Raw genomic sequence first — 24,789 nt, forward strand, 5'->3', positions numbered from 1 at the left:
CCTGGGTCAGCCCGGCGTCGCCTTGCTCATGGCGATCGTCGTCGGGGCGCTGGCGGCATGGCTCGCCGAGCGGTTGAGCGCGGCGAACATGGGTCGCCTTGTCAATATCGTGACGGGGATCCTCTGCGGCCGGCTCGGCAACGGCCTCGCCCACAAGCGGCCCATCCCGATCTTCGGATTTTCACGCAACCCGATCTCGGCGACGGTCGGCGCGATCCTCATGGCCACGATCGACCAGGCGGTGGCCGGACGCCGGTGTTGAGCCGGCGGCGGAGCTGACGAACGACGCCCCCTGTCGCGCCATCCCGTCGCAACGGGTTTGCGGTCGGGGGCGTCACGCCTTAAGTCCTGGGCACGCGCCGGCGTCTCGCAGGCGAATCCCGCGGATTGTCATGGCCGTCGTCCTCGACCTCCTTCGTAACGACCAGCGTCCGCGCCACCCCGAGAAGGCGCACCGGCCCGATAAGCCGATCCAGCGCAAGCCCGACTGGATTCGCGTGAAGGCCCCCGGCTCCAAGGGCTGGGAGGACACGCGCAGGATCGTCCACGAGCACGGCCTCGTCACGGTCTGCGAGGAGGCCGGCTGCCCCAACATCGGCGAGTGCTGGGAGAAGAAGCACGCCACCTTCATGATCATGGGCGACACCTGTACGCGGGCCTGCGCCTTCTGCAACGTGCGCACCGGCCTGCCGGAGGGCCTTGATTTGGGGGAACCCGACAAGGTCGCGGATTCCGTTGCCAAGCTCGGCCTGCACCACGTGGTGATCACCTCGGTGGATCGCGACGATCTCGCCGATGGCGGCGCCGAGCACTTCGCCCGCACCATCCGGGCGATCCGCGCGCGCAGCCCCGCCACAACCATCGAGGTGCTCACCCCGGATTTCCTGCGCAAAGCCGGCGCCCTTGAGATCGTGGTCGCGGCCCGGCCCGACGTGTTCAACCACAATATGGAGACCGTGCCGGGTAACTACCTCACGGTCCGCCCCGGCGCGCGCTACTTCCACTCGGTGCGCCTGCTCCAGCGCGTGAAGGAACTCGACCCGACCATCTTCACCAAGTCCGGCATCATGGTCGGCCTCGGCGAGGAACGGAACGAGGTGGTTCAGCTCATGGACGACCTGCGCTCGGCGGATGTCGACTTCCTCACCATCGGCCAGTACCTCCAGCCGACCAAGAAGCACCACGAGGTGGTGCGCTTCGTGCCCCCGGACGAGTTCAGGGGCCTGGAAACCACCGCTTACACCAAGGGCTTCCTCCTCGTCTCGGCGACGCCCCTGACCCGCTCCTCCCATCACGCCGGAGAGGATTTCGCAAAGCTGAAGGCGGCCCGTCTCGCCCGCATCGCCAACGCCTAGAGTCTCGATGCCCTCATTCCGGATCAACCGCACGGTGCGCCACTCGCCGCGCCAGATGTACGACCTCGTGGCCGACGTGGAGCGCTACCCGGACTTCCTGCCCCTCTGCGAATCCCTGCGTGTGCTCCGGCGCCAGCCGGGGGCGGACGGCACGGAGGTGCTCGTGGCCGAGATGGGCGTCGGCTACAAGGCGATTCGCGAGCGCTTCACCACGCGCGTCACCCTCGACCCCCAGAACCTGCGCATCGTCGCCGAGTACATCGACGGCCCGTTCCGCCACCTCGAGAACCGCTGGGCCTTCAAGGAAGCCGTGGACGGGGCGTGCACGATCGACTTCTTCATCACCTACGAGTTCAAGAGCCGGACGCTCGGGATGCTCATGGGCACGATGTTCGATCGCGCCTTCCGCAAGTTCACAGACGCCTTCGAGGCGCGGGCGAACCGGGTCTACGGCGCGGCCTGAGCCGCGCCGCCCTTCACGCCGCCACCACGCCGCCGCTGGCCTGGCGCTCGAACAGGGCGCGGTAGCGTCCCCCCGGCCGAACCCGCAGGTCGTCGTGGGTCCCGTCCTCGACGATGCGGCCGCCGTCGAAGACGAGGATCCGGTCGAGCGCGCGCACGGTGGAGAGCCGGTGCGCAATCACGATGGCCGTGCGCCCGCGCATCAGCCGCTCCATCGCCTCCTGGATCAGCGCCTCCGATTCCGAGTCGAGGCTCGAGGTGGCCTCGTCGAGAATGAGGATCGGCGCGTCGGCCAGGAAGGCGCGGGCCAGCGCCACCCGCTGGCGCTCGCCGCCCGAGAGCTTGACGCCGCGTTCGCCCACCAAGGTGGCGTAGCCCTGAGGCAGGCGGGCGATGAAGTCGTGTGCATTGGCGAGGCGGGCCGCGCGCGCGATCTCGTCCGCCGAGGCCCCGGGGCGGGCATAGGCGATGTTCTCGGCCAGCGACCGGTGGAACAGGACGGGCTCCTGCGGCACGATGGCGATGTGGGCGCGCAGGGACGCCTGCGTCACGCCGGCGACGTCCCGCCCCTCGATGCAGACGCGGCCGCCCGTGACGTCGTAGAGGCGCTGCACCAGCTTGACGAAGGTCGTCTTGCCGGAGCCCGAGCGGCCGACGAGCCCGACCCGCTGCCCGGCGGGGATGTGCACCGAGAGGTCGCGATAGAGCGGCGTCGCGTGCCCCGCATAGTGGAAGGTGACGCGGTCGAACCGGAGGTCGCCGCCCTTTGCGACGAGCGCCGTGGCGCCCGGCCGATCCGCGACGCCGTAGGGCTCGGCCTCGAGGGCCACGAGTTCCTCCATCTCGTTCACCCCCCGCTGCACCCGGTTGATCTGACTGCCGATGTCCCGCAGGTAGCCATGCACTACGAAGTAGGTGGTGAGCACGTACGCCACGTCGCCGGGAGTCGCCGCCCCCGTCCACCACAGCCACAGGGCCGTGCCGACGATCGCCGTGCGCAGCAGGAGGAGCAGCGCGAACTGCGCCGTGATGCTCCAGGTGATCCGCATCCAGGTGCGGTGCGTGCGCCGGTTCCACTTGCCGAGGAGCCGCGCGAGGCGCGCATCCTCGCGCGCCTCGGCGCCGAAGGCCTTGACCACCGCATTGGCCCCGACTGCGTCGCTCAGGGCTCCGCCGAGCCGGGAATCCCAGACGTTGGAGAGCTGGGCCGCCGGTGCGATGACCCGCGTGGCGAGGGCCACGACGATGCCGAGATAGATCAGCGAGCCGAGGCCGATCACCAGCCCCATCACGGGCCATTGCAAGCCGAGGAGCAACATGGTGCCGACGAGCACCACGAAGGCCGGCAGCAGTTCCAGCAGCAGCGTGTCGTTCAGGCCTTCGAGGGCCCACATCCCGCGCGAGACCTTGCGCACGGTGGAGCCCGAGAAGCTGTTGGCGTGCCACTCGGTGGAAAGGCGCTGAACCCGGTGGAAGCCTGCCTGCGCCACCGTCTGCATGGTCGAGAGGGTGAGCGGCACCACAAGAGACCAAGCCACGTGACGTAGACCCAGGGTGACGAGCCCGAGGCCGCCCATGGCGGCGAAGGCGACGAGGGCATCCAAGCGGGCCGACGCGCGGTCGACGGCCGAGAGCGCGTCGACCAGCCGACCGGCGAACAGGGGCAGGAACACGTCGGCCAGGGTCGATCCGACGATCGCCGCGACGACGCCGCCGAGGAGGCGGAGCCGACTGCGCCACTGGCGGACGAGGAACGCGAGAACGGCACGATAGGCCTCCGCGCCTTTCAGGCGGTCGAGAATCATGGACGCGATCACGGCGCGGAACGCGCGCCGACTCCGTGGACGGCCCGGGCGCCGCAGCGAGTGGCCGAAGAAGGGGGGACGGAACGGCGACGCGCTGGCGCGCTCAGGCGCGCGACGACGTCAGACCGGCAGGCGCACGCGGCGCGGGCGGGCCGGGGCGGCGAACGATATCGATGTCATGCAGCCTCCCCATGGGTTCGCGGACGAACACGGCGTGGGTGCGCCGTGAGTGGCATCCTGGCAGTCGGGCGTGTCGGTTTCAAGACGTCGGTGCGAGGACCGATTCGAGGAGGCCGAGCGCATCGGCCACCGCCTGCCGGCGGATTTCGGTGCGGCCGAGGTCGCCGTAGCGACGCTCCAGGTGGCGCACGGTGTTGCCCCTGGCGGCGAGACCGAAATGCACGAGGCCGACCGGCTTGTCGGCGCTGCCGCCGCCGGGCCCGGCGATACCGGTGATCGCGACAGCGACACTGGAGCGGGCATGGGCCAGGGTCCCATCGGCCATGGCGCGGGCCACCGGCGCACTCACTGCGCCGTGGGCGGCGATGAGGTCGGCGGGTACGCCGATGCTCTCGGATTTCGCGGCGTTCGAGTAGGTGACGAAGCCACGCTCCACCACCGCCGAGGAGCCCGGGATCGCAGTGAGCAGCCCGGCGACGAGGCCGCCGGTGCAGGATTCGGCCGTGGCGACCGTCAGGCCCGCCGCCGCGTAGGCGGCGACAAGCGCCTCCGCCCGGGCCAGCAGGGCGGGATCGTCGATCACGCGCGGCGCTCGGCCGTCTCGTCGGCGGCGTTGAGCTCGGCCGTCATCTCGGGCAGCCGCACCGTGGCGGCGGCCTGAGCGGCGAGGCCCTCGGCACGGCCGACGAAGCCGAGCTTCTCGCTGGTGGTCGCCTTGATCGAGACGGAACTCAGCGGCACGCAGGCAATCTCGGCGATGCGGGCGCGGATGGCTTCGCGATGCGCGCCGACGCGCGGGGCCTCGGCCAGGACGGTGATGTCCAGGTGGTCGATCTTGCCGCCGCGCGCTCGCACCAAGTCCACCGCATGGGCGAGGAAGCGGTCGGACGAGGCGCCGCGCCACTGCTCGTCGCTCGGCGGGAAATGGGTGCCGATATCGCCGTCCGCGATCGCACCGAGCAGGGCATCGGTGAGGGCGTGGAGGGCGACGTCACCGTCCGAGTGGGCGAGGACGCCCCGGTCCGCCGGGATCTTCACGCCACCGAGCCAGACATGGTCGCCCTCCGTGAAGGCGTGGACATCGAAGCCGGTACCGAGGCGGGTGACGTAGGTGGTCATGGGATGGGCCTCGCTCAGGGCGGTGGGGTGTTGGCCGGAGAAGCCGCGATCGGCCTCGATCAGGTCGGCCGGCTGGGTGATCTTGCGGTTGCGCGGGTCGCCCTCGAAGACGACGACGGCTAAGCCGGCCCATTCGGCGAGGGCCCCGTCGTCGGTGAAGGCGTGCAGGTCGGCCTCGGCCGCGCGGCGATGGGCGTCGCGCAGCGGGCCGTAGGCGAAGGACTGGGGCGTCTGAACCGCGCGCAGGCCCTCGCGCTGCGGCGTCTCGCGGACCCGGCCGGTGCCGTCGCCGAGGTCCTCCACCACCTTGATCGTGTCGGTGACGGCGATGCCCGGCACGGCGGCGCGATGGTCGCGGCCGGCCACGAGGGCGCGCTCGATCAGGGCCACATCCACGTGCGGACGCGCGGCGTCGTGAACGAGGACGAGATCCGGTGCGCCGGCGCCGTCCAGGGCCTCAAGTCCGGCGCGGACCGATTGCTGGCGGGTGGCGCCGCCGGGCACGGGATCGGCGAGCTTGTCCCGGATGGCGGCGTCGAGATCGTCGAGGCAGGCGCGATAGAAGTCCGCGGCGTCCGGGGCGATCACCGGCTGGATTCGGCCGATGCCCGGATGGGCCGCCAGGGCCGCCAGCGTCCGGGTCAGCACCGCATGGCCGCCGACGCGGCGGTACTGTTTCGGGGTGTCGCCCCCGATGCGGATGCCGCGGCCGGCGGCGACGACCACCGCTGCCGCATTCCACGCGGTACCGGACATGGGTATGCTCCCGCGCTTCGGGTGTGTGAAGATTCGCGCACCGACCAGTCCCCACGCGCGCGCGATGCGAATGGCTCGGTGGCCCACCGATGGGCGGTCTGTCGTTTAAGCGCGGGAGAAGCTGAAATCAAATCCCGGGAATCGCTTGCGCGGCCTGCCGTTTTGTCTATTTGTTGAGCACAATGTGCGCTGATGATTATTTGAGCTTTCTCCGCGGGTCGGAGACCGAGGGTGGCCTCGCGCCCCCCGGCGGCGAGCGACCCGTTCCGGTCCTCTTGGCGCCGCTGTCCGGTGTCACCGACCTGCATGTCCGACGCATCGCGCGACGCCTCGGTGCGAGCGCGGTCGTCTCCGAGATGGTGGCCGCCGCGGAACTCGCCCGCGGCGACCAGGAAGCTCGGCTGCGGGCAGAGGGCAGCGGCGTCGATCCGCACATCGTGCAGCTCGCGGGTTGCGCCCCGGAGCCGATGGCGGAGGCCGCGCGCATCGCAGAAGCCAACGGGGCGGACGTGATCGACATCAACATGGGCTGTCCCGCCAAGGTGGTGACCGGCGTCGCCTCGGGCTCGGCGCTGATGCGCGACATCGAGGGGGCGACCCGCATCCTCGCCGCCGTGCGGGGGGCCGTGCGGGTCCCCGTCACGGTGAAGATGCGGCTCGGCTGGGACCACGCCAACCTCAATGCCCCCGACCTCGCGCGCCGGGCCGAGAGGCTTGGGCTGAACGCCGTGACGGTGCACGGCCGGACGCGGCAGCAATTCTACAAGGACCAGGCCGATTGGGTCGCGATCCGCGCCGTGGTCGAGGCGGTGGCCATTCCGGTCATTGCCAACGGCGACATCGCCACCCTCGCCGAGGCGCGAACCTGCCTCGCGCGCTCCGGCGCCGCCGGCCTGATGGTCGGGCGGGCGGCGGTGGGACGGCCCTGGCTCGTCGGCGCCCTCGCCGCCGGCCTCGCGGGCCGGCCCGCGCCCGTCCTTTCGGGAGCCGAGAAGGCCGCCCTGGCGGTGGAGCATTATCAAGGCCTCCTCGCCCTCTACGGCCTGCGCATGGGCGTGCGCCACGCCCGCAAGCACCTGGCAGCCTATGCGGAGGCCGGCGGCGGCCTCTCGGCCGAGGACCGGATGCGCCTTCTCACCACCACGGACCCGGCGGTCGCCACCACCCTCCTGGGCCGGGCCTTCGGCGCGGATTGCGGCGGGATACTGCCGCACGCTATCGGGGAGGCCGCATGAGCTCGGACAAGCCGATCTCGGGGCGCGGCGGTGCCATGCGACCCGACGCCATCCCCACCAACGAGGCGGTGATCAACGCCCTGCCGCTGCCGGTCCTGACGGTCGGGGCGGACGACCACATCCTCCACGTCAATCATGCCGGCGAGACCTTCTTCGATCATTCCGCCCGGCTGATGCAGCGGCGGCGCCTCTCGGACATCATCCCCTTCGCCTCGCCGATCATCGCCCTGGTGGCGGAGGTGCGGCGGCGCCGGGCCAGCGTCAGCGAGTACGGGGTGGAGTTGGTGCAGCCGCGCTCGGGCCTCGAGCGCAGCGTCGACGTCTTCGCGACGCCCCTGGGCGACGACGAAGAAGCCGTGGTCCTCATGCTCCAGGAACGCACCATCGCCGACAAGATGAACCGCCAGCTCACCCATCGGGGCGCGGCACGTTCCATGGTGGCGCTCGGCGCCATGCTGGCCCACGAGATCAAGAACCCGCTCGCGGGCATCCGCGGGGCGGCCCAGCTCCTCGAGCAGTCGGGCAACGAGGACGATCGTCTCCTGACCCGCCTGATCTGCGACGAATCCGACCGGATCGTACGCATCGTCGAGCGCATGGAGCTGTTCGGGGACGAGCGCCCGGTGGAGCGCGGCTCGGTCAACGTGCACGGCGTGCTCGACCAGGTGAAGCGCTCGGCACAGTCGGGCTTCGCCCGCCATATCCGCTTCGTCGAAACCTACGATCCCTCCCTGCCGCCGGTGCTGGGCAACCGAGACCAGCTCGTGCAGGTGATCCTGAACCTCGTGAAGAACGCCGCCGAGGCCATCGGCGCCGACGCGGTCGACGGCGAGATCACCCTGTCGACGGCCTTCCGCACCGGCCTGCGCCTGCAGGTGCCGGGGTCGCGCGAGCGCGTCAGCCTGCCGATCGAGGTCGCTGTGCGGGACAACGGTCCCGGCGTCTCGGCGGACCTGCTGCCCGACCTGTTCGATCCCTTCGTCACGACGAAGGCGCAAGGCTCCGGCCTCGGACTTGCATTAGTCGCCAAGATCATCGGCGACCATGGCGGGATCGTCGAGTGCGATCCGGTCCCCCGCCGAACCACGTTCCGCCTTCTTCTCCCCATGTCGAGCGCCCGCGACGGGCGCGAATCGTCCGCGGAGCTGTAGAGTCGCGTCATGCCCAACGGACACATCATCGTCGCGGATGACGACGCCGCCATCCGCACCGTCCTCAACCAAGCCCTGTCGCGGGCCGGGTACGAGGTCCGCTCGACCGGCAATTGCGCCACCCTCTGGCGGTGGGTCGCCGAAGGCGCGGGCGACCTCGTCATCACCGACGTGGTGATGCCGGACGAGAACGTCTTCGACTTGCTGCCGCGCATCAAGCGGGTGCGGCCGGAGCTGCCGATCATCGTCATGAGTGCGCAGAACACCTTCATGACGGCGATCCGCGCGTCCGAGCGGGGTGCCTACGAATACCTGCCCAAGCCCTTCGACCTGAAGGAGCTGATCGCCATCGTTGGGCGCGCCCTGTCCCGTCCGCGCGGCACCGCACCCGCCGGGGCCGACCCGGGCAACGAGGACATCCCCCTGGTCGGGCGCTCGCCGGCCATGCAGGAGATCTACCGGGCGCTGGCCCGGCTGATGCCGACCGACCTCACCGTGATGATCACCGGCGAGTCCGGCACCGGCAAGGAGCTCGTCGCCCGGGCGCTGCACGATTACGGACGGCGCCGGACCGGCCCGTTCGTGCCAGTGAACATGGCCGCCATCCCGCGCGACCTCATCGAATCCGAGCTGTTCGGTCATGAGAAGGGAGCCTTCACAGGCGCGTTGTCGCGCTCGGCCGGCCGCTTCGAGCAGGCCGAGGGCGGCACGCTGTTCCTCGACGAGATCGGCGACATGCCCATGGAGGCGCAGACCCGCCTCCTGCGCGTGCTGCAGCAGGGCGAGTACACCACCGTCGGCGGCCGGGTGCCGATCAAGACCAACGTCCGCATCATCGCAGCGACGAACAAGGACCTGCGGGTCTCGATCCAGCAGGGCATCTTCCGCGAGGACCTGTTCTTCCGGCTGAACGTGGTGCCCCTGCGCCTGCCGGCCCTGCGCGAGCGCTCCGAGGACGTGCCCGACCTCATCCGCCACTTCTTCATCCTGGTGGAGCGCGAGGGCCTGAGCCGCAAGCAGCTCGACGGCGAGGCGATGGAGCGGCTGAAGCGCTATCGCTGGCCCGGCAATGTCCGCGAGTTGGAGAACCTCGTCCGGCGCCTCGCGGCCCTCTACCCGCAGGAGACGATCACCGGGCCCGTCATCGAGGCCGAGCTCGACACCCTGCCGTTGGCCCAGAGCCAGCCGAACGGCGCGGCCGGCGCCCGCAAGCCACCCGGCGAGGCCGAGACGCTGTCGGGGGCGGTGGAGCGCCACCTCGCCGAGTATTTCAGCGGATACCGGGACACGCTGCCTCCGCCGGGCCTGTACCACCGCATCCTGCGCGAGATCGAAGGGCCGCTGATCGGTGCGGCGCTGGCCGCCACCCGCGGCAACCAGATCCGGGCGGCGGAGCTGCTGGGCGTGAACCGCAACACCCTGCGCAAGAAGGTCCGAGACCTCGACCTGCAGGTCTTCCGCAACGCGCGGTGACCCGCCCGGGCGACGCCGCGGGGCGCGCACCCGGCCTGTTCCACTTCAGCGAGGATCCGGCGATCCGGCTCTTCGTGCCGCGTCCCGTTCGGGTCCCCATCGATCGCGGTCCGGACCGGGCCTGGCTGAACGGCCCCCTGGTCTGGGCGATCGACGCCGCCCACAGCCTGCTCTACCTCTTCCCCCGCGACTGTCCCCGGATCGTGATCTGGCCGACCGCCGAGACCTCGCCGGAGGACCGGCGGACCTGGTTCGGGGACGTCGCGGGCCGCGCCGTCGCCTATGTGGAGGAAGCCTGGATGGACCGGATCCGATCCGGGACGCTCCACCGCTACGCGATGCCATCCGAAGCGTTCGAGCCTGCCGGAGATCCCGGCACCTGGGTCTCGCGGCGCGCTGTCATTCCGGACAGCCGTGACAGCCTCCCCGATCTGCCGGCTGCAATGGCTTGGGCGGGTTTGGAGCTTCGCATGCTGCCCCGTCTCACCCCGCTCGCGCCGATCTGGCGATCGAGCCTGCACGCCAGCGGCATTCGCCTCCGGAACGCACAGGATTGGGTACCCCCCGAGGGCGGACCGCCTCGGCCGATCGCCCATTGGCCCTGACGATCCCGGCCCAGCGAAACGCGGACGGGTTGCCCCGTCCGCGTCGCCGCCGCGCTCTCGCTGTGTCGCCTATCAGGCCATGGCGGGCTTGCCCACGAGCACCGGTTCGACGCTTCCGTCGAGCCAGCGCCGACGCATCGGCTTCAGCACGAAGTAGGCGAGGATCGCGGTCAGCACGTCGAGGGTGATGATGATCGCGAAGACCGGCAGCCACGATCCCTGCACGGCGTAGATCCAAGCCGCGATCGGGCCGCCGAAGAGCGAGCCGATGCCCTGGGCCATGTAGAGGAAGCCGTAATTCGTCGTGGCATGCTTGGTGCCGAACGTGTCGGTGAGGATCGAGGGGAACAGCGAGAAGATCTCGCCCCAGGCGAAAAACACCACGCCGGAGAGCAGCGCGAAGGCGTAGGCGTTCTCGCGGAACACCAGGAGCAGGGCGATCGCCACCGCTTCGGCCGCGAAGGCGATGCCCATGGTGTTCTCGCGACCGATCTTGTCGGAGACCCAGCCGAAGAACGGGCGGGTCAGGCCGTTGGTGATGCGGTCGAAGGTCAGCGCGAAGGGCAGGGCAACGAAGCCGAAGATGATCGCATCGGCGACACCGAAGTCGCGGGCGAAGGAGGCGAAGTTGGCCACCACCATCAGGCCGCCGGTCGACATCATCGTCATCATCACGAACATCAGCCAGAACAGCGGCGTCCGCAGCATCACCCGCGGGGGGGTGTCGTGGACGCAGGTCGACAGGTTGACGGCCGGGGGCGGCAGAACCTCACCGGCGCGCGGTGCGCGCAGACCGAGGGCCGCGAGCGCTCCGATCGCTCCGAGCACGATGCCGAACACCGTGAGCGTGTGACGGTAGCCCGATGCGGTGAGCATGTCGCTGATCGGGAAGGTGCTCAGCATGGCGCCCATGCCGTAACCGGCCGCGACCACGCCGACGGCGAAGCCGCGCCGGTCGGGAAACCACTTCACCATCAGGCCGACGATGCCGACATAGACGATGCCGGTGCCGAGGCCGCAGAACAGCCCATAGGTGGCGTAGACACCCAGCAGGGTGTCGACCCGGGCAGCCAGGACCCAGCCGAGGCCGGACAGGGCGGCCCCCAGCGCGATCATCAGCTTGGGGCTGAACCGATCGATTAGGTAGCCCTGTACCGGCGAGAAGAAGGTCTGCAGCACGATCAGGATCGTGAAGGTCCACTGGATCTGCGGCAGCGTCGAGCCGGTCGTCGCGATCAGCGGTTTGGTGAAGAGCGTCCAGACGTATTGCGGACTGGAGATCGCCATCATGGCGATCAGCCCGAGGCCGAGTTGCAGCCAGCGTTGGCGGGAAAGGGTCGTATCCATTATTCGCTCCTTGCGATGGACCGGCCTTCGCAAGGATGGTGCCAAGTCGTTGCTCTATCTCGTCTTATGACGCAACCCAGCCGCGAAGATCAGGGGAAGTTACAGCCCCTCCGAACCACCGTCGGATCTCGGATCGTGGACCGCGGCGATCGCGCCGTTGCTTGCGTGACGCACGAGCATGCCGGCATGGCCGAGGGAGTCGATGTAGGCGCCGCCGAGTTCCTCGATCTCGTGTCCGAGCTTGCGCAGCGCGGCGATGCAGGCCGGGTCGAAGCGGTCCTCCACCTTCACGGTGAGGGATTCGGCCCCCCAGGTCCGGCCGTAGAGAAGGCGCGGCGCGTCGACAGCGGCCGCCGGGTCCATCCCGTAATCGGCGTAGCGCGCGAAGATCTGCGACTGGAACTGCGGCTGCCCGTCGCCGCCCATGCTGCCGTAGGACATCACGCGGCCGTCGTCGAAGCAGGCGAGGGCCGGAATCAGGGTGTGGAACGGGCGACGGCCAGGCTCCAGCGGGTTCACCGCCGTGGCGTCGAGGGAGAACGAGGTCCCCCGGTTCTGCCAGTGGATGCCGGTCTTCGGCAACACGATGCCGGAGCCGTATTCCCAGTAGATCGACTGGATGTAGGACACTGCCAGACCGTCGCGGTCGATGGCGCCCATCCAGACGGTGTCGCCCTCGCCGAGGTTGCGCAGGGGCACGCTCGCGGCCCGGCGCATGTCGATCTGTGCCGCCTCGCGGTCCATGCGCTCCGGCGTCAGGAAGCTGGCGGGGTCGACGGCCAGCCGATCGTAGTCGGTCACGATCCGGTCGCGGATCGCGAAGGCGCGCTTCGTGGCCTCGATCAGCCCATGGTAATGCGCGGTGGTCTCGGGCCGGTCGATCCGAAGGCGGTCGAAGATGCCGAGGATCAACAGCGCGGCGATGCCCTGGGTGGGCGGCGGGAAGTTGTAGAGCATGGCATCCCGGCGGCGGATCGCGAGCGGCGCGCGTTCGCGGGGCGCATAGGCTTCGAGGTCGGCCCGGGTGACAGGCGTTTCGAGGCGGTCGAGGTCGGCGGCGATCTCGCGCCCGAGGTCACCCTTGTAGAAGTCGTCGAGACCCGCATGGGCCAGTTGCTCCAGGGTGCCGGCGAGCGCCGGCAGCTTGCGGAGGGCGCCGGCCGCGAACGGCTTGCCGCCGTCGAGGAAGGTCTCCGCGAAGTGCGGCTGGTCGTGGAGCGTGTCGAGCTCCTTCGGGACGTAGCGCGCCTCCGAGGGCGAGACCGCGACGCCGTCCCGGGCATGGCGGATCGCGTCGGCGAGCAGGGTGGAGAGGGGTAAGCGGCCACCCAGCGCCTTCGACAGGTCGAGGGCGAGGCGCCAGCCGCCGATGGCGCCCGCCACGGTGAGCGCCGCATCCGGGCCCCGGGACGGGAGGACCTCGTAGCCCTTCTCCCGGTAGCGCCGGATCGTGGCGTTCTGGCCGGCCGGGCCGCAAGCCTCGATACCGCGCACCCGCCCGCCGCGTTCGCGTACCAGCCAGAAGCCGTCGCCGCCGATCCCATTCATGTGCGGGTAGACCACCGCGATGGCGGCGGCCATGGCCGTCATCGCCTCGATCGCGTTGCCCCCCTGCGCCAGGACGTGCTGCCCGGCCTGGGCGGCGAGGCGGTGGGGCGCCGCGACCGCGGCCGAAGCGAAGACGGGGGTGTTGGACATGGTGATCTCTGCGTGAGGATGCGCTGAAGGATAATGTATTTACACGGGGCGTCGATCGTTGTCGGGCTGGTCTGGGCGCCGGGCCCACCGGCGCAGACGGCGGCTTCGGGCCCAAGCGGCGCCTCGCCTTTTAGAAGATTCCGACCCTCCTCCGTGCCCAATTCGTATTAATTTCGCCACACTGTTGTGGCGACGCATCAGCAATGCCGTGGCTCCGCTCGTCCCACAATTCCAAGGCCTCCCGGGAGGGTTCGGGCTCCGCCGATCCGGCGGAGACCGGCGGGACCGACCGATCACCCATGACGGTGCGTCCCCCGCCGCGCGGCCCAGGCCTGATCGGTGCGCTGGTGGTCATCACGGCGCTGGTCTCCGCCATCACCACCTTTCTGATCCTGGCCGGCGTGATCCGGGTCACGCCGACGCCGACGGTGGGACTGACCCTCCTCGGCATCAATGTCTTCCTCGTCCTCGGCCTCGTGGTGATCATCGCCTGGGAGGCGCGGGTCTTCCTCTACGCGCGGCGGACGAATGCCGCGGTGGCCCGCCTGCACACCCGCATCGTCGGCCTGTTCAGCCTGATCGCCATCCTGCCGACCGTGCTCCTCGCAGTGGTGGCGGCGGTGACCATCGATCGCGGCCTGTCGCTCGGCTTCACCGATCGGGTCCGCGACGTGGTTCTCAAATCCGTCGAGGTGGCGGATGCCTATCAGGAAAACCAGTGCCAGAGCCTGGCGCGCGAGATCCGCATCCTGGCCGACGACCTCACCCGGGCGCGGCCGAACTTCGACGTGAATCGCGCTTGGTTCGAGAGCTTCCTCACCACCCGCGCCACGGCCCTCGGCCTGCCGGTGGCCGAGATCATGCGCGGCCCGAACGAGGTGGTGGCGCGCGCCAAGATCGATACCCTGAAGGAACGCCGCCTACCTTCGGCGGCGGCCTTCGAGGACGCGGCGAAATCGACCGATCCGATCTGCCTCGTACCGAGCGAAGGGCGCATCTTCGCCGCCCTCCTGCGGATGCCGGCCTACGACGGCGCCGTGCTGCTGGTGCAGCGCGAGGTGAGCCAACTCGCCATCGAGTTCCCAGGCGTGTCGCGGGCGGCCGCCGCCGAGTACCTGACCTACGACTCGCTGAAGCGCTCGATCCAGATCAGCTTCGCCTCGGTCTTCGTGCTGATCGCCCTGATCGCCCTGCTCTCGGCGGTGTGGTTCGGCCTCAACTTCGCCAACCGTTTCGTCGCGCCGATCCGACGCCTGATCAACGCCGCCGACCAGGTCGCCTCGGGCAACTTCTACGCTCAGGTCCCGGCCCGCAAGAGCGACGGCGACCTCGCGCACCTGTCCGAGAGCTTCAACAAGATGACGCAGGAGTTGCGCCGCCAGCATGACGGTCTGACGGCAGCCAGCGATCTCATCGACCGGCGCCGTCGATTCACGGAGGCCGTGCTGGCTGGCGTCTCCCCCGGCGTCCTCGGCGTCGACGCGGCGGGGCACGTCACCATCGCCAATCCGTCGGTGGAGCGCACCCTCGGGCTCTCGGCCGACGCGATCGTCGGCAAACCCCTGACCCAGGCGGTACCCGAGCTGCAGGCGCTGTTCCCAGAGGGCGGCGAGGCGCGCCTGCGCACCCTGCAGCAGCAGATCCAGCTCACGCGGGACGGTCGCGAGCGCACCGTGACCGTTCGGGTCACCAGCGAGCAGGCTCAGGGCGGCGCCCGCGGCTTCGTCGTCACCCTCGACGACATCACCGATCTCGTCTCGGCCCAGCGCACCTCGGCCTGGGCGGACGTCGCCCGGCGCATCGCCCATGAAATCAAGAATCCGCTGACCCCGATCCAGCTCTCGGCCGAGCGCATCCGGCGCAAGTACGGCAAGGTCATCACCACCGACAAGGAGGTGTTCGACCAGTGCACGGCGACGATCGTGCGCCAGGTCGACGAGATCAAGCGCATGGTCGACGAGTTCTCGTCCTTCGCACGGATGCCGAAGCCGGCCATCGCGCAGAACGACCTCAGCGAGATCACGCGCCAGAACCTGTTCATGATGCGGGTGGCGCATCCCGACATGGAATTCTCGTTCGGCGAGGACGGCGATCAGCCGATCCTGGCCGCGTTTGATATCCGCCTGCTGTCCCAGGCGATCACGAACATCCTGAAGAACGCCGTCGAGGCGGTGCAGGCCGTGCCGGAGGCCGAACTCGGCCAGGGCAAGGTCGACGTGCGCCTCGTCCTCGAAGAGGGGTTCGTGATCATCGAGGTCACGGATAACGGCAAGGGATTTCCCATCGAGGGGCGCCAGCGGCTGCTGGAGCCCTATATGACCACCCGCGAGGGTGGCACCGGCCTGGGGCTGGCCATCGTTAGCAAAGTCCTCGAAGAGCATGGCGGCGGGATCGAATTGAACGACAATCCGGAAGGTCGGGGAGGGCGCGTACGCCTGCGCGTCCCGCGCGACACCAGCGCCGCCCCCGTCCGAGACTCAGCCAACCACACGCCGCCGGAGGGCAACCCCTCTGCGCAGGATGAGAAGGGCGCCGCGCGGACGGCCCCCCCAATCGCGGAGATCCAGTCATGAGCGCCGATATCCTCATCGTCGACGACGAAGCCGACATCCGCGACCTCGTGGCCGGTATCCTCGACGACGAGGGCCATCGCACCCGCACCGCCGGCGGATCGGACGAGGCCCTGGCGGCGATCGAGTCCCGTCGGCCCCACCTCGTCTTCCTCGACATCTGGCTGCAGGGCTCGCGCCTCGACGGCCTGCAGGTGCTCGACCAGATCAAGGCCGGCCACCCGGACCTGCCGGTGGTGATGATCTCGGGCCACGGCAACATCGAGACCGCCGTGGCGGCGATCAAGGCCGGTGCCTACGACTTCATCGAGAAGCCGTTCAAGGCCGACCGGCTGATCCTGGTGGCCGAGCGCGCCCTCGAAGCCTCGCGCCTCAAGCGCGAGGTTCGCGACCTCAAGGCCCGGTCGGGTCAGGCCAGCCGGCTCGTCGGCGCCTCGGTGGTGGTCAACCAGCTGCGCCAGACCGTGGAGCGGGTGGCACCGACCAACGCCCGCGTGATGATCCTCGGGGCACCGGGCTCGGGCAAGGAGCTCTCGGCACGCACCCTCCACGCCCTGTCGGCCCGGGCGAACGGGCCCTTCGTGGTCATCAACGCCGCCACCATCACACCGGACACGATGGAGGCCGAGCTGTTCGGCGTCGAGGCGGGGGAGGGCCGGGCGCGCCGGGTCGGTGCCCTGGAGGAGGCCCATGGCGGGTCGCTCTACATCGACGAAGTCGCAGACATGCCGCGCGAGACCCAGAACCGCATCCTGCGCGTCCTGGTCGATCAGAACTTCCAGCGCGTCGGCGGCACGACGCGGGTGCACGTGGATGTCCGCATCATCTCGTCCTCGTCGCGCGATCTCGCCGAGGAGATCGCCGGGGGCCGCTTCCGGGAGGACCTGTTCCACCGCCTCTCAGTGGTGCCGATCCGGGTGCCATCCCTGTCGGAGCGCCGCGAGGACGTGCCCGAACTGATCACCTTCTTCATGGAGCAGATCTCGGGCGCGACCGGCCTGCCGCGTCGGCGCATCGCCGAGGACGCCATGGCGGTCCTCCAGTCGCACGACTGGCCCGGCAACGTCCGCCAGCTGCGCAACAACGTCGAACGCCTGATGATCCTGACCCACACGGATCCGGATCAGGAAGTGACCTCCGAGATGCTGCCCACCGAGATCGGCGCCCTGGTGCCGACGACGCCGAACGGGTCGGGCGGCGAGAAGCTGATGAGCCTGGCGCTCCGCGAGGCCCGCGAGATCTTCGAGCGTGAGTACCTGATCGCGCAGATCGCCCGATTCTCCGGCAACATCTCCCGCACGGCGGAGTTCATCGGCATGGAGCGCTCCGCACTCCACCGAAAACTCAAGTCGCTCGGGATCGGCCCCTGAGAACACCGCGGCGATGCACTTGCATCGTGACCGCGATACACGTGTAATGTTCCCGCACCGTCGCCCTGCTGCGTAGCGCGTCGGGGCATGCGAGACCAACGGACGAGAACCCGTCATTACGGCGGGCGGCGATGCGAACCAAGGATAAGAAAAAATGGCGGGCGAGCGCGCTCAGAACCTCCAGGACACGTTCCTGAACCATGTTCGCAAGAACAAGATTCCGCTCACGATTTTCCTCGTGAACGGCGTCAAGCTTCAGGGCGTGGTGACGTGGTTCGACAATTTCTGCGTGCTCCTGCGGCGGGACGGCCATTCTCAGCTCGTCTACAAGCACGCCATCTCGACGATCATGCCGGGGCACCCGGTGCAGCTGTTCGAGCCCGACGAAACGGCGCCGGACAAGGCCTGAGCGCGCGGGAAACTGCATCCGTCCGGCCGGAAAGGTTTGCCGCGCCCTTGTCTGGGGCCGGCAAGCGCCCATTGTCCTGAAGACACGCAGGACAGGGTTGAACAAAGAACTTCATGACTGAACCGATGACGCCCGGCGAAGCCCGGCTCCAGGCGATGGCCGCCCCCGAGGGTGACATCGCGGCGGCAACCCACACCCTCGTCGTCGGACCCTATCTCGGGCGCGCCGCCGCCGCCCGAGGCAATTCCGACGGCAGCCCGGAAACCTTGCGCTCGACCGAGGCGCGCCTCGACGAGGCCGCCGGGCTCGCGGCCGCCATCGAGCTCGACGTCGTCGAAGCCATCGTGGCGCCGGTGCAGCGGATCCGCCCGTCAACCTATCTCGGCAAGGGACGCGTCGAGGAGCTGGCCGACGTGATTCGCGCCCGCGAGATCGGTCTCGTGGTGATGGACTGCGCCCTGTCGCCGGTGCAGCAGCGCAACCTCGAGAAGGCCTTCGGCTGCAAGGTCATCGACCGCACCGGCCTGATCCTGGAGATCTTCGGCCGGCGCGCCTCGACTCGCGAAGGCACGCTGCAGGTCGAGCATGCCCATCTCGCCTACCAGAAGAGCCGCCTCGTCCGATCCTGGACCCACCTGGAGCGCCAGCGCGGCGGCTTCGGCTTCCTCGGCGGTCCCGGTGAGACGCAGATCGAGGCCGACCGGCGCATGATCCAGGAACGGATGACGAAGATCGAGCGCGAGCTCGACAGCGTGACCCGCACCCGCGGCCTGCACCGACAGAGCCGGGCACGGGTGCCCTACCCGATCGTGGCCCTCGTGGGCTACACCAATGCCGGCAAGTCGACGTTGTTCAACACTCTCACCAAGGCCCAGGTCATGGCGCAGGACATGCTGTTCGCGACCCTGGACCCGACGGCGCGGGCGACGAAGCTGCCGCACGGCGAGACCGTGATCCTCTCCGACACCGTGGGTTTCATCTCGGAGCTGCCGACCTCCCTGATCGCAGCCTTCCGGGCGACCCTGGAGGACGTGATCCACGCCGACATCCTGCTCCATGTCCGCGACGTGTCTCACGTGGACAGCGCCGCCCAGGCGGAGGATGTGGGCTCCGTTCTGCGCGAGCTCGGGATCGAGACTTCGGCCTCGCGCATCATCGAGGTCTGGAACAAGGCCGATCTCCTCGATGCGGATGAGCGAACCCGCCTCCTGAATCTCAGCGGACAGGGCCGCAGCGATCGGGACAGCGATGCCCCGGTGCTGGTCTCGGCCCTGACGGGGGAGGGGCTCGGTGTCCTGACGGCGCGCATCGAAGCGCGGATTGCGCGCCAGCGTTCGACCTTCGCGGTGGTCCTGCCGCCGGAGGACGGCGCCGCCCTGCACTGGCTCTACGAGAATGCCGAGGTGCTCGACCGGCGCGAAGAGGAGGGCGGCACGATGCACCTCGCCATCCGCATCGCGCCCGAGAAGGAGCCGCGCTTCCTGAACCGCTTCGAGGGCGCGCGCCGCCTCAATCGGGTGAGTTGACGACCTTTCCGACGGCTCGTCCCTGAACGCGTGACGCCCGCGATCCTTCCGGATCACGGGCGTTTCCGTCAGTGGCGCCGAGGGCCCGAAACGATCAGGGCTGGAGCACGCCGTTGATGACGTGGATGACGCCGTTCGACTGCATCACGTTGGCGGTGGTGACGGTGGCGGTGCTGCCCTTGGCGTCGGTCACATAGACCTTCTTGCCCTTGGTCTGGACGGTCAGCGGCTCGCCCTCGACCGTCTTCAACTGCGCTTCGCCGCCGCCATCCTTGGCGAGCTTCATCAGATCCTTGGCCGTGTAGGTGCCGGGGACCACGTGGTAGGTCAGGATCTTGGTCAGGGTCGCCTTGTTCTCGGGCTTCACCAGGGTCTCGACCGTGCCGGCCGGCAGCTTGGCGAAGGCGGCGTTGGTGGGCGCGAACACCGTGAACGGGCCGGGGCTGGCCAGGGTGTCGACGAGGCCGGCGGCCTTCACGGCGGCGACCAGGGTGGTGTGGTCCTTCGAGTTCACCGCGTTCTCGACGATGTTCTTCGAGGCGTACATCGGCGCACCGCCGACCATCGGGTTCTTGGCGAAGGCCGCGACCGGGAAGGTGGCGCCGACGGAGAAGGCGAGCACGACGGCGGCGATCTTGGAAGCCACCGGGCGACGGGCGTGACGCGTGATCATGGAGCGTATCCTCTGGAACGATTGCCCCTTCGTGGGCATCATCGTCCGGTACGGAGGACGGTCGGATAAAGTTTCAGACGCCGGCGGATTGCTTGAAGGGCGGACGGGGTTTCTCTTACCCGCGAGGCACCGGCTCGAATCCCCTCTCGGAGCGGTCTCTGTCGCCGAACACGCGAAAGCCCGTCCGACAGGTGTCGGACGGGCTTTGCGCGATCCCCTCTGCGGCGGGGCCAGGCCCCGCCGCCGGACGTCGGATCAGTACTTGCGGATGATCGGCGCGGGAGCGGCGGCAACCGGGGTCGGCGAGTACAGCGGAACGATCAGGCGGCCCGAGATCTCGGTGCTGTCGAAGCTGGTGGTCGCGACGGTACGGGCGACGTAGACCTGCGCGGTGACGGGCCCGAAGTCGTAGCCGACGAGGCCGCCCATCAGGAACCGGCCGCGATCGTTGAAGGCGGCGTTGACGGTGCCGACCCGACCGAGGCTGGTGTCGAAGTTGACGGTGCCGTAGGCGATGGCGCCGATCTCGAACTTGCCGAACTTCTTGGTCGCGGTCAGGTCGAGGTTGAGCGAGTCGGACAGGGTGTAGACGGTACCGAAGTTCCGGCCACCACCGAACGACGACGGCGAGTCGTAGAAGTTGGCGGTCAGGTTGGCGGTGATGTTCCAGCCATCAGCCGTGTAGCTGCCTGCGATGCCGGCGCGGTAGGTGTTCGAGGAGAGCTGCGGGAGCACGGCGCCGGCGCCGAGGACACCGTTGTTCTGCACCAGAACGCCGCGGTCGCCGTTCAGCTCGTTCAGGTAGACACCGCCGAGCAAGCTGACGCCGAAGCCGCCGCCGAGATCGAAGGCCCAGATGCCGCCCACGAAGGTACCGACGTTGATCGACAGATCACGCACGCCGGTGGGGCCGCCGCGCTTGCCGAAGGCGAACACGGTGGGGGGAGCAACGAGGAGCTCGACGCGGCCGCCGAAGGGAACGAACGGGGTCGACCAGACCAGCACCGGGACGTTCACACCGACGTCGACGGCCGACGGATTGTCCCGCGACTGGAAGACGAACGTGTTCAGCGCATAGATGCCCTCGGGCAGCGGGGCGCCGGTGGCCAGGCCGACCTGCTCGCCCGGAACCGTCGTGGTCTGCGCGTAGGATGCGGTGGCGGTCATGCCGACCGTGAGCGCGAGCGCTCCGGCAACGAGCCAGTTCTTCGACATTTTTACTCTTCCTTCCCAAGGATTTCAGGCGTCCGCCACGCAGCCGTCCGAACCATTCTGCCGATGCGCCGCTTGTTCGCAGCTTGTTTGCAGTGGATCCGGCGGCCCCCCTTGCGGCCCGTTCTCAAGTCTCAACGTCGAGAACTATTCTACAGGACGCCGCGGAAGGACAGAGGAATGCTTGGAAACGGGGCAGTTCGGATCCGACCGTTGCGCAAAAGTCGCATTTTCGGTGCAGTGCAGCGGAAGGATTTGTTAACCTTTTGAGCAGGTTGGCCGACGTCTTCGCGCCTCCGCGAAGACCTGGAACGGCAAAATACCGCTGAACACTCAAGCTGTTATGGTTACGGTTCCGTCCCAGGACGATCCGGCAACCGCCCGCGGACCATTGCGCAGTCCGGCGCGCTCGGTCGGGTCGGACCGGGCTCCCGACCGGCGGGTTGATGCGTTGCGCCACCGGTTCGGATCGGTCGACCCGGCGAATCGCCGGGTATCGCGTCGTCCCGATGCGCTATTCGGCGGCGGCCCGACCCTTCGCGGGCGCCGCGACCGGCCGACGCGCGAGGACGTCTCGCAGGAATCGACCCGTGTGGCTCGCCCGCGACTTGGCGATCTGCTCGGGCGTTCCTTGGGCCACGACGACGCCACCGCCGTCGCCGCCTTCGGGTCCCATATCGATGACCCAGTCGGCGGTCTTGATGACTTCGAGGTTGTGCTCGATCACCACCACGGTGTTGCCCTGGTCGACGAGCTCGTGGAGCACCTCCATGAGTTTGGCGACGTCGTGGAAGTGCAGTCCCGTCGTCGGCTCGTCGAGAATGTAGAGCGTGCGGCCTGTGGCGCGCTTGGACAGCTCTTTCGAAAGCTTCACCCGCTGCGCCTCACCGCCCGACAGAGTGGTCGCCTGCTGCCCGACCTTGACGTAGCCGAGGCCGACCCGGGCCAAGGTCTCCATCTTCTCGCGAATGGTGGGCACCGCCTTGAACAAATCGGCGGCTTCCTCGACGGTCATGTCGAGGACGTCGGCGATCGAGTGGTCGCGGTACTTCACCTCCAGGGTCTCGCGGTCGTAACGGCGGCCCTTGCAGACGTCGCAGGTGACGTAGACGTCCGGCAGGAAGTGCATCTCGATCTTGATGACGCCGTCGCCGGAACAGGCCTCGCAGCGTCCGCCCTTCACGTTGAAGGAGAAGCGCCCGGCCTGATAGCCGCGCGCCTTGGCCTCGGGCAGGCCCGCGAACCAGTCGCGGATCGGCGTGAAGGCGCCGGTGTAGGTGGCGGGGTTGGAGCGCGGGGTCCGGCCGATCGGCGACTGGTCGATGTCGATGACCTTGTCGAGATGCTCCAGCCCGTCGAGCCGCTCGAAGGGCGCCGGGTGCTCCAGGGCACCGTTCAGGGATTTCGCCACCGCCTTGTAGAGCGTGTCGATGATCAGGGTCGACTTGCCGCCGCCGGAGACACCCGAGATGCAGGTGAAGGTGCCGAGCGGGATGTCGACCGAGACGTTCTTGAGGTTGTTGCCCCGGGCCCCGACGAGGCTGAGCGTGCCCTTCCGTCCCTTGCGACGCGCCGTCGGCACCCGCACGCTCATCTCGCCGGTGAGATACTTGGCGGTCAGCGAATCCGGGTTCTTCAGCACCTCTTCGGGCGTGCCCTGGGCGATGATCCGTCCGCCATGGATGCCGGCGCCCGGGCCGACATCCACGACGTAGTCGGCCTGCAGGATCGCGTCCTCGTCGTGCTCGACCACGATCACCGAGTTGCCGAGGTCGCGCAGGCGCTTCAGCGTGCCGAGCAGGCGCTCGTTGTCGCGCTGGTGCAGGCCGATGGACGGCTCGTCCAGCACGTAGAGCACGCCGGTCAGCCCGGAGCCGATCTGGGAGGCCAGACGGATGCGCTGGCTCTCGCCGCCGGACAGCGAGCCGGAGCCGCGCGCCAGCGTCAGGTACTCGAGCCCGACATCGATCAAGAAGGTCAGCCGGTCGCGGATCTCCTTGAGGATCCGGTAGGCGATCTCGTTCTGCTTTTCGGTGAGCTTGCCCGGCAGCTCCGAGAACCATGCATGGGCATTTCGGACCGAGAGGGCGGTGATCTCGCCCACATCCTGCATCGCGATCTTGACCGAGAGCGCTTCGAGCTTCAGGCGCTTGCCGCCGCAGGTGGCGCAGGGCGTCTCGCTCATGAAGCGCGCGATCTCCTCGCGCGAGCTGTCGCTCTCGGTCTCCTTGTAGCGCCGCTCCAGGTTCGGGATGACGCCCTCGAAGGGCTTGTTCACCTCGTAGGCGCGCATGCCGTCGTCGTAGGCGAAGCGGACCAATTCAGAACCGGTGCCGGACAGGATCACGTCCCGGGCCTTCGTCGGCAGATCGGCCCAGGCGACCGTGGTTTTGAAGCCGAAGTGGCGGGCCAGCGCGTCGAGGGTCTGGCCGTAATAGGGAGAGGTCGACTTCGCCCAGGGACCGACGGCACCGCGCTTCAGGCTGAGCTTGGCATCCGAGATCACGAGCTCCGGGTCGATCCGCATCTCGTGGCCGATGCCCCCGCAGGTCGGGCAGGCGCCGAAGGGATTGTTGAACGAGAAGAGCCGCGGTTCGATCTCCGCGATGGTGAAGCCGGAGACGGGGCAGGCGAAACGCGACGAGAAGGTGATGGCCTCCCGCGGCGCCGCGCCCTCCGGCGTCTCGGCGAACTCGATCAGGGCGATGCCGTCGGCGAGTTCCAGGGCGGTCTCGAAGGAATCGGCCAGCCGCGCCGCGATGTCCGCCCGCACCACGATCCGGTCCACCACCACGTCGATGTCGTGCTTCAGCTTCTTGTCGAGCTTCGGCACGTCGTCGATGGCGTAGTACTCGCCGTCGATCCGCAGGCGCTGGAAGCCCTTCTTCTGGAACTCGGCGATCTCCTTGCGGTACTCGCCCTTTCGGCCACGGATCACCGGTGCCAGGAGGTAGAGTCGGCTCTTCTCCGGCAGGGCCAGGACGCGGTCCACCATCTGGCTGACGGTCTGGCTCTCGATCGGCAGCCCGGTCGCGGGCGAGTAGGGAATGCCCACCCGCGCCCAGAGCAGGCGCATGTAGTCGTAGATCTCGGTGACGGTGCCGACCGTCGAGCGCGGGTTCTTCGAGGTGGTCTTCTGCTCGATGGAGATCGCCGGCGAGAGCCCGTCGATCTGGTCGACATCGGGCTTCGACATCATCTCCAGGAACTGGCGCGCGTAGGCCGAGAGGGATTCGACGTAGCGGCGCTGGCCCTCGGCGTAGATGGTGTCGAAGGCGAGCGACGACTTACCGGAACCGGACAGACCCGTGAAGACAACGAGGCGATCGCGGGGAATCGTCAGGTCGATGTTCTTCAGATTGTGCTCGCGCGCGCCGCGCACCGAGATGACCCGCGCGTCGCGAGCCCCGTCGAACAGCGCCTCGATCTTGGCTTCGACCCGCTCGGCCTCGGCTTGCGATGTCTTGGCAGCGGCTTTGGCTTTGGCCATGGAGTCTCTTCGGAACGTCTTCGGCGCGGAACTCGTCGGGACTCGACCGGAGCCCCAGCGGCATGTCGGGCGCACCACCGCGTCGGGCAAGGCGCGCGCCACGCATAGCCGCTCTTCAGCTAGAACAAAAAGCGTACGCGGACAATATCGCGGCCTTCCGGCAGAGGTTTCGGCTGCCGCGACCGCACCGAGTGGCAGTGAGGGAGTTCGCTGCCGAAGGTTTGGAAGACGCGGCCCCCGCGGCTTCGGCCGCAGGATTGGGCCGCCCCCTGCCGCTTCCGCAGACGGATCAGTTGCTTCGCGGTCCAGCGGTCGCGTGAGCGAGCCGGAGTCACAAAGCAACTGGATGGTTC

General features: G+C 68.8%; 19 protein-coding genes. 11 read left to right on the forward strand and 8 right to left on the reverse strand.

Annotated elements, in window-relative coordinates; translation table 11 throughout:
- Window positions 1-28: 28 nt before the first annotated feature.
- The 3 genes from ASG51_RS01480 to ASG51_RS01490 all read left to right on the forward strand — a co-directional run bounded on the left by ASG51_RS01480 (window position 29) and on the right by ASG51_RS01490 (window position 1,818).
- Complete coding sequence (locus tag ASG51_RS01480) at window positions 29-262, forward strand: GlsB/YeaQ/YmgE family stress response membrane protein (RefSeq protein WP_244480036.1); 234 nt, start codon at window positions 29-31, stop codon at window positions 260-262.
- A gap of 130 nt (window positions 263-392) precedes the next feature.
- Window positions 393-1,355, forward strand: a complete 963-nt coding sequence (gene lipA / locus ASG51_RS01485; RefSeq protein WP_056378583.1) for a lipoyl synthase — start codon at window positions 393-395, stop codon at window positions 1,353-1,355.
- A gap of 7 nt (window positions 1,356-1,362) precedes the next feature.
- Window positions 1,363-1,818, forward strand: coding sequence for a type II toxin-antitoxin system RatA family toxin (locus ASG51_RS01490; RefSeq protein ID WP_056378585.1), 456 nt, complete (start codon window positions 1,363-1,365; stop codon window positions 1,816-1,818).
- A gap of 13 nt (window positions 1,819-1,831) precedes the next feature.
- Here ASG51_RS01490 and ASG51_RS01495 read toward each other — a convergent pair whose 3' ends face one another.
- From ASG51_RS01495 to ASG51_RS01505, 3 genes are all read right to left on the reverse strand, one after another.
- The gene (locus tag ASG51_RS01495) at window positions 1,832-3,622 is read right to left on the reverse strand and encodes an ABC transporter ATP-binding protein (protein ID WP_056378587.1); all 1,791 of its coding nucleotides are present in this window, start codon (window positions 3,620-3,622) and stop codon (window positions 1,832-1,834) included.
- Between the two features lie 259 nt (window positions 3,623-3,881).
- On the reverse strand, window positions 3,882-4,385 hold the full coding sequence (locus ASG51_RS01500) for a CinA family protein (protein ID WP_056378589.1): 504 nt from the start codon (window positions 4,383-4,385) through the stop codon (window positions 3,882-3,884).
- Window positions 4,382-5,677, reverse strand: a complete 1,296-nt coding sequence (locus ASG51_RS01505; protein WP_056378591.1) for a bifunctional 2-C-methyl-D-erythritol 4-phosphate cytidylyltransferase/2-C-methyl-D-erythritol 2,4-cyclodiphosphate synthase — start codon at window positions 5,675-5,677, stop codon at window positions 4,382-4,384. Before ASG51_RS01505 ends, ASG51_RS01500 begins: the two co-directional genes overlap by 4 nt.
- Before the next feature lie 182 nt (window positions 5,678-5,859).
- Between ASG51_RS01505 and dusB the strand changes: the two genes are divergently transcribed.
- The 4 genes from dusB to ASG51_RS01525 are packed head-to-tail and all read left to right on the forward strand — an operon-like array spanning window position 5,860 to window position 10,141.
- Entirely contained in the window at window positions 5,860-6,912 is a 1,053-nt protein-coding gene (gene dusB / locus ASG51_RS01510; RefSeq protein ID WP_056378593.1) for a tRNA dihydrouridine synthase DusB, read from the forward strand.
- A 35-nt stretch (window positions 6,913-6,947) separates the two neighbouring features.
- A complete protein-coding gene (locus tag ASG51_RS01515) occupies window positions 6,948-8,063 on the forward strand; it encodes an ATP-binding protein (RefSeq protein WP_056211472.1) in 1,116 nt (371 codons plus the stop codon).
- Between the two features lie 9 nt (window positions 8,064-8,072).
- The gene (gene ntrC, locus ASG51_RS01520) at window positions 8,073-9,536 is read left to right on the forward strand and encodes a nitrogen regulation protein NR(I) (protein ID WP_056354145.1); all 1,464 of its coding nucleotides are present in this window, start codon (window positions 8,073-8,075) and stop codon (window positions 9,534-9,536) included.
- Complete coding sequence (locus tag ASG51_RS01525) at window positions 9,533-10,141, forward strand: DUF6886 family protein (RefSeq protein WP_244480037.1); 609 nt, start codon at window positions 9,533-9,535, stop codon at window positions 10,139-10,141. The genes ntrC and ASG51_RS01525 overlap by 4 nt, the downstream gene beginning before the upstream one ends.
- Before the next feature lie 72 nt (window positions 10,142-10,213).
- Here ASG51_RS01525 and oxlT read toward each other — a convergent pair whose 3' ends face one another.
- Window positions 10,214-11,488, reverse strand: a complete 1,275-nt coding sequence (gene oxlT, locus ASG51_RS01530) for an oxalate/formate MFS antiporter (protein ID WP_056272485.1) — start codon at window positions 11,486-11,488, stop codon at window positions 10,214-10,216.
- Window positions 11,489-11,587: 99 nt separating this feature from the next.
- Entirely contained in the window at window positions 11,588-13,186 is a 1,599-nt protein-coding gene (locus ASG51_RS01535; protein WP_056378595.1) for a gamma-glutamyltransferase family protein, read from the reverse strand.
- Window positions 13,187-13,485: 299 nt separating this feature from the next.
- Between ASG51_RS01535 and ASG51_RS01540 the strand changes: the two genes are divergently transcribed.
- The 4 genes from ASG51_RS01540 (at window position 13,486) to hflX (ending at window position 19,061) form a co-directional block, all read left to right on the forward strand.
- Complete coding sequence (locus ASG51_RS01540) at window positions 13,486-15,759, forward strand: PAS domain-containing sensor histidine kinase (RefSeq protein WP_056211298.1); 2,274 nt, start codon at window positions 13,486-13,488, stop codon at window positions 15,757-15,759.
- On the forward strand, window positions 15,756-17,126 hold the full coding sequence (locus tag ASG51_RS01545) for a sigma-54 dependent transcriptional regulator (protein ID WP_056211300.1): 1,371 nt from the start codon (window positions 15,756-15,758) through the stop codon (window positions 17,124-17,126). The genes ASG51_RS01540 and ASG51_RS01545 overlap by 4 nt, the downstream gene beginning before the upstream one ends.
- A gap of 154 nt (window positions 17,127-17,280) precedes the next feature.
- Window positions 17,281-17,535, forward strand: a complete 255-nt coding sequence (hfq, locus tag ASG51_RS01550; protein ID WP_009866358.1) for an RNA chaperone Hfq — start codon at window positions 17,281-17,283, stop codon at window positions 17,533-17,535.
- A 113-nt stretch (window positions 17,536-17,648) separates the two neighbouring features.
- Entirely contained in the window at window positions 17,649-19,061 is a 1,413-nt protein-coding gene (gene hflX, locus ASG51_RS01555) for a GTPase HflX (protein WP_056378597.1), read from the forward strand.
- Between the two features lie 94 nt (window positions 19,062-19,155).
- Here hflX and ASG51_RS01560 read toward each other — a convergent pair whose 3' ends face one another.
- The 3 genes from ASG51_RS01560 to uvrA form a co-directional block, all read right to left on the reverse strand.
- The gene (locus tag ASG51_RS01560) at window positions 19,156-19,734 is read right to left on the reverse strand and encodes a fasciclin domain-containing protein (RefSeq protein WP_056354159.1); all 579 of its coding nucleotides are present in this window, start codon (window positions 19,732-19,734) and stop codon (window positions 19,156-19,158) included.
- 255 nt (window positions 19,735-19,989) lie between these two features.
- Window positions 19,990-20,949 (reverse strand): transporter, encoded by a 960-nt coding sequence (locus ASG51_RS01565; RefSeq protein ID WP_056211306.1) that lies wholly within the window; start codon window positions 20,947-20,949, stop codon window positions 19,990-19,992.
- Between the two features lie 511 nt (window positions 20,950-21,460).
- Window positions 21,461-24,436, reverse strand: coding sequence for an excinuclease ABC subunit UvrA (gene uvrA, locus ASG51_RS01570; RefSeq protein WP_056378599.1), 2,976 nt, complete (start codon window positions 24,434-24,436; stop codon window positions 21,461-21,463).
- Between the last annotated feature and the right edge of the window lie 353 nt (window positions 24,437-24,789).

The organism is Methylobacterium sp. Leaf465, from assembly GCF_001424705.1.
Classification (GTDB): domain Bacteria; phylum Pseudomonadota; class Alphaproteobacteria; order Rhizobiales; family Beijerinckiaceae; genus Methylobacterium.

Coding starts and splice junctions, on each gene's coding strand:
- ASG51_RS01480 (WP_244480036.1), top strand. CDS start 29: ATGGCGATCGTCGTCGGGGCGCTGGCGGCATGGCTCGCCGAGCGGTTG.
- lipA (WP_056378583.1), top strand. CDS start 393: ATGGCCGTCGTCCTCGACCTCCTTCGTAACGACCAGCGTCCGCGCCAC.
- ASG51_RS01490 (WP_056378585.1), top strand. CDS start 1,363: ATGCCCTCATTCCGGATCAACCGCACGGTGCGCCACTCGCCGCGCCAG.
- ASG51_RS01495 (WP_056378587.1), bottom strand. CDS start 3,622: ATGATTCTCGACCGCCTGAAAGGCGCGGAGGCCTATCGTGCCGTTCTC.
- ASG51_RS01505 (WP_056378591.1), bottom strand. CDS start 5,677: ATGTCCGGTACCGCGTGGAATGCGGCAGCGGTGGTCGTCGCCGCCGGC.
- dusB (WP_056378593.1), top strand. CDS start 5,860: ATGTGCGCTGATGATTATTTGAGCTTTCTCCGCGGGTCGGAGACCGAG.
- ASG51_RS01515 (WP_056211472.1), top strand. CDS start 6,948: ATGCGACCCGACGCCATCCCCACCAACGAGGCGGTGATCAACGCCCTG.
- ntrC (WP_056354145.1), top strand. CDS start 8,073: ATGCCCAACGGACACATCATCGTCGCGGATGACGACGCCGCCATCCGC.
- oxlT (WP_056272485.1), bottom strand. CDS start 11,488: ATGGATACGACCCTTTCCCGCCAACGCTGGCTGCAACTCGGCCTCGGG.
- ASG51_RS01535 (WP_056378595.1), bottom strand. CDS start 13,186: ATGTCCAACACCCCCGTCTTCGCTTCGGCCGCGGTCGCGGCGCCCCAC.
- ASG51_RS01540 (WP_056211298.1), top strand. CDS start 13,486: ATGACGGTGCGTCCCCCGCCGCGCGGCCCAGGCCTGATCGGTGCGCTG.
- ASG51_RS01545 (WP_056211300.1), top strand. CDS start 15,756: ATGAGCGCCGATATCCTCATCGTCGACGACGAAGCCGACATCCGCGAC.
- hfq (WP_009866358.1), top strand. CDS start 17,281: ATGGCGGGCGAGCGCGCTCAGAACCTCCAGGACACGTTCCTGAACCAT.
- hflX (WP_056378597.1), top strand. CDS start 17,649: ATGACTGAACCGATGACGCCCGGCGAAGCCCGGCTCCAGGCGATGGCC.
- ASG51_RS01560 (WP_056354159.1), bottom strand. CDS start 19,734: ATGATCACGCGTCACGCCCGTCGCCCGGTGGCTTCCAAGATCGCCGCC.
- ASG51_RS01565 (WP_056211306.1), bottom strand. CDS start 20,949: ATGTCGAAGAACTGGCTCGTTGCCGGAGCGCTCGCGCTCACGGTCGGC.
- uvrA (WP_056378599.1), bottom strand. CDS start 24,436: ATGGCCAAAGCCAAAGCCGCTGCCAAGACATCGCAAGCCGAGGCCGAG.